This is a genomic window from Nonomuraea insulae, from assembly GCF_042656245.1.
The window spans coordinates 17,287-29,201 of record NZ_JBHSPA010000135.1; the positions used below are offsets into that span (position 1 = coordinate 17,287).

General features: G+C 70.3%; 6 protein-coding genes. 3 read left to right on the forward strand and 3 right to left on the reverse strand.

Annotation, left to right across the window (positions count from 1 at the left end; all coding sequences use genetic code 11):
- The first annotated feature begins 125 nt into the window (after positions 1-125).
- Positions 126-1,166 (forward strand): MalY/PatB family protein, encoded by a 1,041-nt coding sequence (locus ACFPZ3_RS68150; RefSeq protein WP_379524990.1) that lies wholly within the window; start codon positions 126-128, stop codon positions 1,164-1,166.
- A 264-nt stretch (positions 1,167-1,430) separates the two neighbouring features.
- On the opposite strand, the gene ACFPZ3_RS68155 is transcribed toward ACFPZ3_RS68150, so the two are convergent.
- The gene (locus ACFPZ3_RS68155; RefSeq protein ID WP_379524991.1) at positions 1,431-4,574 is read right to left on the reverse strand and encodes a S41 family peptidase; all 3,144 of its coding nucleotides are present in this window, start codon (positions 4,572-4,574) and stop codon (positions 1,431-1,433) included.
- Between the two features lie 231 nt (positions 4,575-4,805).
- Here ACFPZ3_RS68155 and ACFPZ3_RS68160 point away from each other — a divergent pair, with 231 nt between their 5' ends.
- The gene (locus ACFPZ3_RS68160) at positions 4,806-5,774 is read left to right on the forward strand and encodes a TIGR03557 family F420-dependent LLM class oxidoreductase (protein ID WP_379524992.1); all 969 of its coding nucleotides are present in this window, start codon (positions 4,806-4,808) and stop codon (positions 5,772-5,774) included.
- On the opposite strand, the gene leuS is transcribed toward ACFPZ3_RS68160, so the two are convergent.
- Positions 5,775-8,255: a leucine--tRNA ligase gene (gene leuS / locus ACFPZ3_RS68165; protein WP_379524993.1), complete on the reverse strand. Its 2,481-nt coding sequence runs from the start codon at positions 8,253-8,255 to the stop codon at positions 5,775-5,777.
- A 438-nt stretch (positions 8,256-8,693) separates the two neighbouring features.
- Between leuS and ACFPZ3_RS68170 the strand changes: the two genes are divergently transcribed.
- Entirely contained in the window at positions 8,694-10,544 is a 1,851-nt protein-coding gene (locus tag ACFPZ3_RS68170; protein WP_379524994.1) for a hypothetical protein, read from the forward strand.
- A gap of 45 nt (positions 10,545-10,589) precedes the next feature.
- Here the strand turns inward: ACFPZ3_RS68170 and ACFPZ3_RS68175 are convergent, their stop codons facing one another.
- Positions 10,590-11,831: a cytochrome P450 gene (locus tag ACFPZ3_RS68175; RefSeq protein WP_379524995.1), complete on the reverse strand. Its 1,242-nt coding sequence runs from the start codon at positions 11,829-11,831 to the stop codon at positions 10,590-10,592.
- Between the last annotated feature and the right edge of the window lie 84 nt (positions 11,832-11,915).

The window sequence follows — 11,915 nt, forward strand, 5'->3', positions numbered from 1 at the left end:
CACAATCCGCGCCACCGCCTCTTCATATTCAACAATCCTAGAATGGCCGAGTGAACGACGCATATCCCCCTTTAGATCTTAAATCCCTACATGATGGGCTCAAGTGGGCAGCAGTCGAACCCGGAGTGATCCCCGCCTGGGTCGCCGACATGGACCTGCCCACCGCACCCGAGATCACCGAAGCCCTGCGCCGCCGCGCCGCCGGCGACCTCGGCTACCCCGCCTGGCTGCTGGACCCGAACGCCGGCCCGCTGGCCGAGGCGTTCGCCGAGCGCATGTCCGGCAGGTACGGCTGGCGCCCCGACCCCGCCCTGGTGCGCTCGTTCAACGACCTCAACCAGGCGCTCCAGGTGCTCCTCCAGATCTGGACCAGACCGGGTGACGGGGTGGCCGTGCACACCCCCGCCTATCACCCGTTCCTGACGACGCTGGACGTCATGGAGCGCCCCCTCCGCCCCATCCAGCTCGAACCGGACGGCGACACCTGGCGCTTCGAGGTGCCCGACCTGTCTGGCTGCCGGGTGTTGCTGCTGGTCAACCCGCACAACCCGACCGGCCGCGTCTTCACCCGCGCAGAGCTGACCGAGCTGGCCGAGCACGCCGAACGCCACGACCTCCTGGTCATCGCCGACGAGATCCACGCCGACCTGGTGTACGAGCCGCACCGGCACATCCCGTTCGCCACGATCCTCCCCGAACGCACGGTCACGCTCACGTCGGCGACGAAGGCGTTCAACCTGGGCGGCATCCGCTGCTCGGTCGCCCACTTCGGCCACGAGGGCGCCCGCAAGGCCCTGGAGGCACAACCCCCCTTCGTGTACGGCTCCGCGAACGTGTTCGGCGTCGAGGCCACGGTGGCGGCCTGGCGGCACGGTGACGCCTGGCTGGCCGAGACCGTGGCCATGCTCGACCGCCACCGGCACACGATCGCCGCCCGCCTGCCCGCCTGGGTCCGTTACCGGGTTCCGGAGGCGACGTACCTGGCCTGGCTGGAGGTGGGGCGGCCGGGGATGGCGGAGGTGTTCGAGCGCGAGGCCAGGGTCCGGCTGAACGACGGGGCGCACTTCGGTCCCGGTGGCGAGCACCACGTACGGCTCAACTTCGCCACCACCGAGGCCATCCTCACCGAGATCCTCGACCGCCTGACCCAAACCCACCCCACCTGACCCCCCGACGCTTCCCGACCGCACTTCGGCTGAGGTCCCTGAGGGAGAGCCCCCGCGAAGGACGGTCCCCGCGGAGACAGGCGACCCCGCGAAACGAGCCGCCACCACGGTGAGAAGCCATCACCGCAGAGCGGAACGTCCCAGCGGAGGCGGAGTCCCGAGGCGGGCATCCCGAGGCGGGCATCCCGAGGCGGGTGTCCCGAGGACGGAGGGTTCTCTGGCCGGTGGGGGGTGGGCCGGGGCGCCAGGCCGGAGGGGCAGGGGCTAGAGGGGTGGCAGGTCGGGCGGGGTGGCGGCGGGGTGCTCGTCGAGGGCGGCGAGCGCGAGCTCGATCGCCTTGTCGATCTGCGGATCCCGCCCCGCCACCCGATCCTGCGGCGTGATCACCACCTCGATGTCCGGGTCGACACCGTAGTTCTCCACCCCCCACCCGGGCCCGTCGAGCCAGAAGGAGAACCGGGGCTGCGTGACCCGGGTCCCGTCCACGAGCGAGTACCGGGAGTCGATCCCGATCACCCCGCCCCACGTCCGCGTCCCCACCAGCGGCCCGATCCCGCGGTTCTTGATCCCCGCGCTCACGATGTCACCGTCGGAGCCCGCGAACTCGTCCGTCACGGTCACCACGGGCCCGCGGGGCGAGTCGTCGGGGTAGCGCGACGGCTGGTACCAGCGGGCCCGCGCCCACCCGGTGACCTTGCGGGACAACTTCTCCAGCACCAGCTCCGACAGGTGCCCGCCGCCGTTCTCCCGCACGTCCACGACCAGCCCGTCGTAGCCCATCTCGGTACGCAGGTCCCGGTGGAACTGCGCCCACCCGGAGGCCACCATGTCGGGCACGTGCAGGTAGCCGAGCCGTCCGCCCGACGCCTCCCTGACGTAGGCCCGGCGGCCCTCCACCCAGTCGTGGTAGCGCAGTTGCGTCTCGTCGGCGATCGGGCTGACCACGACCCGGCGAACGTCCCCGCCGGAGGAGTGCCGCACGGTCAGCTCGATGGGCTGGTTGGCGGTGCCGGCCAGGAGGGGCAGCGGGCCGCGTACCGGATCGACCGGGCGTCCGCCGACGGCGAGGATCGCGTCGCCGGGGCGGACCGCGACGCCGGGGGCGAGCAGCGGCGAGCGGGCGGAGTGGTCGGAGGACTCGCCGGGCAGGATGCGCTCGACGCGCCACACCCCGTCGCCGTCGCGGGTGAGGTCGGCGCCGAGCAGGCCCTGACGGCGGCGGGGGTCGCCGCCGGAGCCGTTGGGCACGGCGTAGGCGTGCGAGGTGCCGAGCTCGCCCTGCGTCTCCCAGAGCAGGTCGATCAGCTCGGAGTAGGCGCCGATGCGCGCGACCAGTGGCTCGTAGCGGTCGAGCACGCCCTGCCAGTCCACGCCGTTCATGTCCTCGCGCCAGAAGTGGTCGCGCATGAGACGGCCGGCCTCGCGGAAGCCCTGCCGCCATTCGGCGACCGGGTCGACGTGCACGGTGATGCGGTAGAGGTCGATGGTGACGACCTCGTCGCCCTCGCTCGCGGCGCGGGTCTGCAGGCCGTTCTTGCCGTTGGTAACGATCCTGGAGCCGTCGCCGCTGACCTCGAACGCCCGCACCTCCTTGCCCAGTTCGGCCTTGGCGCGCTTCTTGAGGTCGTAGCGTTCGAGCACGGTCTCGGAGCTCTGCTCGGTGCCGTCGCCGAGTTGCCCGGCGAGCGGGTAGCGCAGCCAGAGCAGGGCGTCCTTGGCGGTACGCAGGTTGCCGTAGCGGCCCGCGGGCACCGGCACGGGCACCACGCGCGCGGCCATGCCCTCGGGGTCGACCTCGGTGCGCGGCGGCGCGTCGTCCTTCTTGTCCTCCTTGGCGGCCTTGTCCTCCTCGCCGTTGAACCCGCGCCCCTGGAGCGAGGGGTCGAACGGTGAGGGTGTGGTGGCTTGCAGGGGCACGATGTACGGCTTGCACCCGTTGGGGAAGGACAGGTCGAAGACGTGCACGTCGTACACGGGGTCGAACGTCCGCACCGACAGGAACGCCAGATGTTTGCCGTCCACGGTGAAGGCGGGATCGTAGTCCACGAAGCGCGGCGGCGTGACCTCGATGACCGAGGTGCCGTCCACCCGTCCCATCTTGATCTGCGTCAGCCGCCGGTGGTGCGGGTATTCCCAGGCCAGCCAGCCGGAGTCGGGCGAGAACGCCAGCCCGCTCACGTCCCCCTGGTCGGTCCGGTCGAGCTCGCGGATGTTCTCGCTCTGGAGGTCGATGACCAGCAGCCGCCCGTCGTGGGTGGCGGCGGCCACGTGTTTGCCGTCGGGCGCGGCGGTCAGTTCCAGCACGCGCCCCAACTGGCCGGTGGCCAGCGTCCTGACCTCGCCGCCTGGGGTGCCGATCTCCAGCCCGTCCTCCCCGTCGGCGTCGGACACCCACACGGCCTTGCCGTTGGCGTCGAGCACCTGCGGCAGCCGTACGCGGACGCCTGGCTCCTCCCGCAGCGCGCCCGCGGGCCCGTCGCGGTGGGTCACCCAGTGCGCGGTGCCGCGGATCTCGACCGCGCTGGCCCGCCCGGTGGCGTCCGGCGCGAACGCCCCTGCCCGCAGCGGCGCCGGCCGCCTGGTCCGCCCGGGCCGCGGCCCGCCGAGACGCACGTCCAGCCGGTACGGCTCCGCCTCCAGGCTCTCCAGCAGCCACAGGTCTCCCGCGTGGCTGTAGACCACCCGCTCCCCGTCACTGGCGGCGTGCCTGGCGTAGAACTCCTCGTGCGCGCTGTGCTTGCGCAGGTCGGACCCGTCGGGCAGGGCGGAGTAAAGGTTGCCGGCGCCGTCGATGTCGGCCAGGAACACGATCCGGTCCCCGACCCAGCTCACCGACCAGTACTGCGCCGCGCTGTCGGCGAACAGCCGGGTGAACTCCCCGTCCCCCTCGGCGTCCACCCAGATCTTGCCCGCCGTGCCACCCCGGTAGCGCTTCCACTGCGAGGGCTCGCGCCACATCGACGAGACGGTGACGACCTTCTCGCCGCTGACGGCCGCCTCGCTGACCCACCCGTACGGCAGCCGTGTGGCCGGCCCTCCGTCGAGCGGCACCGCGTACGCCCAGCGCCGGTTGTCCGAGCCCTGCCCGGCCGCGCTGACGGCGAGCACGTCACCGTCGGCGGTCCATCCGCGCGCCCTGGTCGTGCCGCTGCCCCAGTGGGTCAGCCGCTCGCCCTCGGGGCCGTCGATCCCGGCCGCGAACACCTCGGGCGCGCCCTCCCTGCTGCCGGTCCACGCGATGCGCGTGCCGTCGGGGGAGAACATCGGGTACGCGACAGGTACCCGATCGGCGGTGAACCGCCAGGCCCTTCCTCCCCCCAGCGGAGCGAGCCAGACATCGTCGTCGGCGACGAAGGTGACCAGGTCACCGTGCAGATGTGGGTATCTCAGGTATGCGCCAGTTGTCACAGCTGCACACTAATGCGCGAGGCCAAGTGCAGCCCACGAATTCTTCCGCCAGCGGACGCCCGGCGCCCCAGAACAGGCAAAGTCCGGGATGTGATGATATGCACGGGGAAGGTGTTGAACGCCCGACTCCGTGACGAACCGGCCTGGCGATCGAGGAACTACGTGCCCGCGGCCATCATTGATCTTCGATCCTTGGCAGCTAGCGTGGACAAAGTCGGGTAGCCCCGACGCATGGTACAAATCGGCTACACCTTGATGTCCGAGCAGACCCCGGCCCGCGAGCTGGTCGACTACGCCGCCACGGCCGAGCGGATCGGCTTCGACTACGCCGTCATCTCCGACCACTATTTCCCGTGGGTGGAGGAGATGGGGCATTCGCCCTACTGCTGGTCGGTGCTCGGCGCCGCGGCCCAGGTCACCGAACGACTGCCGCTCATGACGTACGTGACCTGCCCCATCATGCGTTACCACCCGGCCGTGGTAGCGCAGAAGGCCGCCACGATGGGTGTGCTCAGCGAAGGCAGGTTCACCTTGGGTCTCGGCGCGGGCGAGAACCTCAACGAGCACGTCATCGGCGAGGGCTGGCCACCCGTGGACACCAGGCACCAGATGTTCGCCGAGGCCGTACAGATCATCAAGAAGCTTTTCAGCGGCGAGTACGTCACCCACCAGGGCCAGTTCTACGACGTGGACTCGGCCAAGTTGTACGACCTGCCGGAGCGGCCCGTCCCCATCGGCATCGCCGCCTCGGGCGGGCAGTCGGCCGAACTGGCCGCCGAATACGGCGACGTGCTGGTCATCAACGACGCGATGCCGGAGGTGGTGCAGCAGTTCAACGCCGCCGGCGGGCAGGGCAGGCCGGTCTACGGGCAGCTCGCCCTCTCCTACGACACCGACCCCGAGGCCGCCAAGCAGCGCGCGCACACGTTGTGGCGCTGGGCGAGCGTGGGCGGCTGGAAGGTCATGGCCGAGCTGCCTGGCCCGGTGAACTTCGCCGCCGCCGCGGGCACGGTGCGCCCGGACGACGTGGCCAGGAGCGTGCCGTGCGGCAACGACGTGGACGCCGTCGTGGCGGGCGTCAGGAAGTACGCCGACGCCGGGTACACCCACGTGGCGCTCGTCCAGATCGGGCACGACCAGCAGCAGCCGTTCTTCGACTGGGCGGAGAAGGAGCTGCTGCCGGCCCTGCGCGCGCTCTGACTAGGGGACGATGTTGACCAGCTTGGGCGCCCGCACGATCACCTTGCGCGGCATGCCCTGCAAGTAGGGGGCGACCTTCTCCGAGGCCAGCGCCAGCACCCGCAGGTCGTCCTCGCCGATGCCGGGCGGGACCTCCAGGCGGTCGCGCACCTTGCCCGCGACCTGCACCACGCAGGTGACCGACTCCTGCACCAGCAGCGCCGGGTCGGCCACCGGCCATCCGGCGAACGAGACGGACCCGGTGCGGCCCAGCCGCTCCCAGCCCTCCTCGGCGGTGTAGGGGGCCACCAGCGACAGCAGGACCGCCAGCGTCTCGGCGGCCTCGCGCACCGCCGGGTCGGCGGGGCCGGGGCCGGAGTCGATGGCCTTGCGCGCGGCGGAGGTCAGCTCCATCATGCGCGCCACCGCCACGTTGAACCGCTGGGACTCCACCAGCTTGGTGGCCTCGTCGATGGTGTGATGGGTGACCTTGCGCAGCTCGACGTCACCGCCCTCGAACGGCACGCCCGGCTCGCTGGTCACCTCCGACATCACGCGCAGCGCGCGGGCCAGGTATTTCTGCGAGGCGGCGGGCGAGACGTCCGCCCAGTCGATGTCGTCCTCGGGCGGCCCGGCGAACACCATGGTCAGGCGGACGGCGTCGACCCCGAAGTCGTCGATCTGCCGGCCCAGGTCCACGCCGTTGCCCAGGGTCTTCGACATGGCCTTGCCCTCGTTGATCACCTGGCCCTGGTTCAGCATGCGCAGGAACGGCTCGGTGAAGTCGACCATGCCCATGTCGTGCAGGACCTTGGTGAAGAAGCGGGAGTACAGCAGGTGCAGGACCGCGTGCTCGATGCCGCCGACGTACTGGTCGATCGGGCCCCACTTGCGCACCTGCTCGACGTCGAACGGGCCGTCGTTGTAGCCCGGCGAGCAGTAGCGCAGGAAATACCACGACGAGTCGACGAAGGTGTCCATCGTGTCGGTGTCGCGCTTGGCCGGCCCGGAGCACTTGGGGCACTCGACGTTGACCCACTCCTCGGCGCTGGCCAGCGGGGAGACCCCCTTGGGCGCCAGCGCCTCGCCACGCAGGTCGGGCAGCGTGACGGGCAGCTGCTCGTCGGGTACGGGGACCTCGCCGCAGTCGGGGCAGTGGATGATCGGGATCGGCGTGCCCCAGTAACGCTGGCGGGACAGCAGCCAGTCGCGCAGCCGGAAGTTGACCGCGCCCGTGCCCCTGCCGTCGACCTCCAGGACCTCGATGATCTTGGCGATGGCCTCGACCTTGCTCAGCCCGTCCAGCGGCCCCGAGTTGACCAGCGTGCCCTCGCCGGGCGTCGCCTCGCCGGTCTCGCCCGGGTCGGCCAGGCCGGTGTGCACGACCACCTTCACCGGCAGGTCGAACTTGCGGGCGAAGTCCAGGTCGCGCTGGTCGTGGGCGGGCACGGCCATGATGGCGCCGTGGCCGTAGTCGGACAGCACGTAGTCGGCCGCCCAGACCGGGATGCGCTCGCCGTTGACCGGGTTGATCGCGTGGCGGCCCAGGAAGACGCCGCTCTTCTCCTTGTCGGTGGCCAGCCGCTCGATGTCGCTCAGCTTGGCGGTCTCGGCGCGGTAGGCCTCGAACGCCGGGCGCTGCTCGTCGGTGACGATCTCCCCGGCCAGCGCGGCGTCGACGGCGACCACGAAGAACGTGGCCCCGAACAGCGTGTCGGGCCGCGTGGTGTAGACGTGGACCGGCTCCTCGCGGCCCTCGATCTCGAACAGCACGTCGGCGCCCTCGGAGCGGCCGATCCAGTTGCGCTGCATGGTCAGCAGCCGCTCGGGCCAGCCGTCCAGCTGCCGCATGTCGTCCAGCAGGCGCTGCGCGTAGTCAGTGATCTTGAAGTACCACTGCGTCAGCTCGCGGCGGATGACGTCGGCGCCGCAGCGCTCGCACTTGCCCGCCACGACCTGCTCGTTGGCCAGCACCGTCTGGTCATTGGGGCACCAGTTGACCAGGCCGCCCTTGCGATAGGCCAGGCCGCGCTCGAAGAAGCGGATGAACAGCCACTGGTTCCAGCGGTAGTAGTCGGGGTCGCTGGTGTGCAGTCGGCGCGACCAGTCGAAGGCGATGCCGTAGCGGCGGAACGAGTTGGCCTGCGTCTCGATGTTGGCGTAGGTCCACTCCGCGGGGTGGGCGTTGCGCTTGATCGCGGCGTTCTCGGCGGGCAGGCCGAAGGAGTCCCAGCCGATGGGGTGCAGGACGTTGTAGCCCCGCTGCATCCAGTAGCGCGCGACGACGTCGCCGATGGCGAACACCTCGGCGTGGCCCATGTGCAGGTCGCCGGACGGGTAGGGGAACATGTCGAGCATGTAGCGGCGCTCGCGGGGGTCCGCGGCGTCCTCGCTCGCCCGATAGGTTTCCTGCTCCTCCCATCGCTGCTGCCACTTGGCCTGCAGCGCCTGCGGGTCGTACTCACTCACGGCTAGTGTCCTTCTGGCTTGACTCGGACCCATAAGAAAACCCCTCGTGCACACAACGAGGGGTGGAGCTGCAACGGCGAGATCTTCTCAGGGCCGTCGCGGCCCGCTAAGAAGCAGGGTCGCGGAACGCACGCTGTCAAGCGTAGCGCACCTCTTCGGCTGAATGCAGATACTCGATCAGGGTCCATGGGCACAATGGATCCTTCGGGTCCGGCGAGACCTGATGGTGATGTATCCGTTGTGACCCATTCGTCCCAGAAGAATAGCCTTGTCACCGTGGTGTACCCAGCTGAGCCAGATCGACCAGAGGGTGACCTGCCGCTGCAGGATCCGCCCACTGATCCTCATGGCTTCGCTCGTTTCGCTGCGGAACCACCTGCGTCTCCTGGAAAATCCCATGAGATCATGCGTGAGACGTCAAATCCGGATATAACGGGACATCCGGACACAACCTCGGGAGGGCCGGCAGCAATGGCAACGGAGAATTCCGGACCACACCTGCCATCGTCCTGGCCAGAGGCACCCCGCCGCGACGCGGCGCCGTCCTGGCAGGACTCCCCCTCGGCCGAGGTCCCCACCGCCTGGCCGGAGACCCCTGGAGCGGCCCATCCCGAGCCGTCCTGGCCGGAACCGCCGCGCAAGGACGCCTCCTGGCCCGACCTGCCCGGCTCTGACCCTCTCGGCGGACCTCCGCCCGCCCGCCAGGACCCCCTCGGCGGCCCGGCCCCGTGGTCGGGCGCGCCCGCACCGGGAGCCTCCTGGCCGGAGCCGACCCGTCAGGACGCCGGCTGGCCGGACTCCGCACGCCAGGACGCTCCCCGCCATGACACCGGCCGGCACGATCCTCTCGGCCAGGACATCTCCCGTCACGACCCCCTCGGCCAGGACACCGGCCGGCACGACATCCCGCGCCACGACCCCCTGGGCCAGGGCGCCTCGCGCGCCGACGTGCCGATGTCGTGGCCGGAGTCCGGGCCGCGCGACGTACCGGCCACCTGGTCCGACAGCTCCCCACAGGGCGTGCCGACCTCGTGGCCGGACGCGCCCCCACCGCCGCAGAGCACCGCCGCTCCCACCTCCTGGCCTGACGTGTCCTCGAAGGGCAGCCCGGCGCCGGGGCGGCCGGCCGATCCGGTCCCGGCCTGGGAGCAGCCGCCCACCCCGTCCCCCGACGCCTGGTCCAACCTGGCCAGCCCGGCCCCGTGGCCGCCGGGAGACACGGCGGCGGAGCGCACGATGATGTACTCCAACCAGAGCGCCCCGCCCCAGGACCTCCCGCCTCCGCCGCCGCCGCAGCAGGCTCATCCGGCCGACGAACGTACGGTCACCTACGGCCAGCACACCGAGAACGTCCTGAACGATCGCGCCGTCCCCTCCGCCCCCGCGGACTCCGCCCACGTCGGCGCGCCGCCCCCCGCCGAGGAGCAGGCCGGCCGTCGCGGCTCCAACCTGAGCCGCGACCCCTCCGACCCGGAGAACCGGTTCGTGACGGCCGGGCAGATCAGCGGCTCCCGCACACCGCCGCCCGAGCGCCAGCAGGAGCTCTGGAACACCGTCTTCGGCGACGACTACCACACCATGGGCGACCAGGACGACCTGGACGAGGACGCGGGCAGGCCCATCTGGATCTACGCGCTCGGCGGCTCCGTGGTGGTCGCGCTGGTCGTCGCGCTGCTGTGGGCGTTCCTGTGGGGTCCGCTGGCCGGCGGGGAGGACCCGACGAGCGCCAGTGCGTCCAGCGAGAGCACGGCCCCGCCCGCGGAGAAGCCGTCGGCCACCAAGACCTCGACCACCATCGGCCCGCTGCCGAAGTACCCGGGCAAGGCGGCCGCCGTCATCGGCCGCGTTCCCGACGCCGGGGCGCGGATCTCGGTCCCGCGTCTGGGCGGCACCTGGCGGCTCGACCAGCGCGCCACGGTCAAGGCCACGTGGGGCTTCGACACCCGCCAGTACGTCCAGGTGGCGCCGGAGCGGTACGCCGAGATCATGTCGGGCCCGCTGTCGCCGAAGTTGTCCTCGTACTACGAGCAGGACAACCTGGAGCCGACCATCAAGCAGGTGGTCCTGAACGCCCGCAGGAACTACTTCCCCGCCGACAACAAGGTGCGCAAGATCGCCCAGCAGGCGATCAAGGTGGGCGACCAGACGGGGCGGCTGATCGCGTACTCGCTGACCTCGGAGACGGAGAAGGCGACGATCGTGACGATCGCCGTCAACACCGGCGCGAACGTCCCGGCGATCATCTACATGTCGATCCCGTCGGAGAGCAAGCAACTCCTCCCCGACGTCCGCACGGTGATGAACCAGATCAGGATAGGCTGACCCGCCCCTGAGGGACCCCCGCCGTAGTACGGCGGGGGTACGAGGTCAGAAGCTGCACTCCATGTGCTTGATGCCGTTGATGAAGCTGGAGTGCAGGCGATCCGGCTTGCCGCCCTCGATGCCCGGCACCCGGCGCAACAACTCGCGGAACATCACCGTGATCTCCCGCCTGGCCAGATGGGCGCCGAGGCAGAAGTGCGGGCCGGGGCCGCCGTAGCCGACGTGCGGGTTGGGGTGGCGGGTGATGTCCAGGCGCAGCGGGTCGGTGAACACGGCCTCGTCCCTGTTCGCCGCCCAGTAGTACAGGACGGCCTTCTGCCCCGCGCGATAGAGCTGCCCGTTCATCTCGAAGTCCCTGGTGACCTTGCGGCGCATGAAGTTCACCGGGGAGGCGAGCCGGACGATCTCCTCCACGGCCCCGGGGGCGTGGCCGTCGATGTCCTCCAGCCAGAGCGCGCGCTGATCGGGGTTCTTGGTGAGCAGGCGCAGCCCGTACGAGATGGCGTTCCTGGTGGTCTCGTTGCCGGCCACGACGAGCAGGATGAAGAACGAGCCGAGTTCCTGCATCGTCAGCCGCTCGCCGTCGATGTTGGCGTTGACCAGGGACGAGGTCAGGTCGTTCGTGGGGTTGTCGGCGCGGTGGGCGGCCAGGTCCTGGACGAGTTGCTGCAGCTCCATGCCGGCGTTGAGCAGGCGCTCGGCGAGCTGGTCGAGGTCGCCGCCGGTGTATTCGGGGTCGAAGCCGCCGAGGATGACGTTGGAGCGGTCGAAGACGTACTGGTAGTCGCGCTCGGGGATGCCCATCATGTCGCAGATGATCTTCAGGGGCAGGCGGGCGGCGACCTCGGTGACGAAGTCGCAGCCGGAGCCCTTGGCCAGCAGGTCGTCCACGATGTCGACGGCCGCCGTCTCGACGTCCGCCTCGAACTGTTTGATCATCTTGGGGGTGAAGGCACGGGAGACGATTCTGCGCAGCCTGGCGTGGCGGGGGTCGTCCATGTTGATCATGGAGCCGAAATACTCGGTGAACTCGGCGGGCATGTCCGGAATGTTGGTCGCGCCGCCGTCGCCGGAGCAGAAGACCTCGGGGTTGCGGCTGGCCTCGAGGATGTCGGCGTGCTTGACGAGCGCGTAGTAGCCCGGGCCCTTGGGCGCGTACGAGATCTCCATCTCCTCGAAGAAGGCGGGGGTCTCACGCCGGCGCAGCCGCTCGAACGCGTCCTCGCGCTCGGTCATGGGCTTGGCCCAGAAGTCGGGATCCGACAGGTCGAAGTCCAGGACACTCATGAGGCAATCATTGGAAAAGTGGCCACTTACGTCAATGGGCGGGGATGTGCGGCGTACAAATGCGGCCGAAATCCCGTGGTTCCC

Excerpts from the sequence above, each read along its gene's own strand:
- ACFPZ3_RS68160 (WP_379524992.1), top strand. The coding sequence starts at position 4,806 with ATGGTACAAATCGGCTACACCTTGATGTCCGAGCAGACCCCGGCCCGC.
- leuS (WP_379524993.1), bottom strand. The coding sequence starts at position 8,255 with ATGGGTCCGAGTCAAGCCAGAAGGACACTAGCCGTGAGTGAGTACGAC.
- ACFPZ3_RS68170 (WP_379524994.1), top strand. The coding sequence starts at position 8,694 with ATGGCAACGGAGAATTCCGGACCACACCTGCCATCGTCCTGGCCAGAG.
- ACFPZ3_RS68175 (WP_379524995.1), bottom strand. The coding sequence starts at position 11,831 with ATGAGTGTCCTGGACTTCGACCTGTCGGATCCCGACTTCTGGGCCAAG.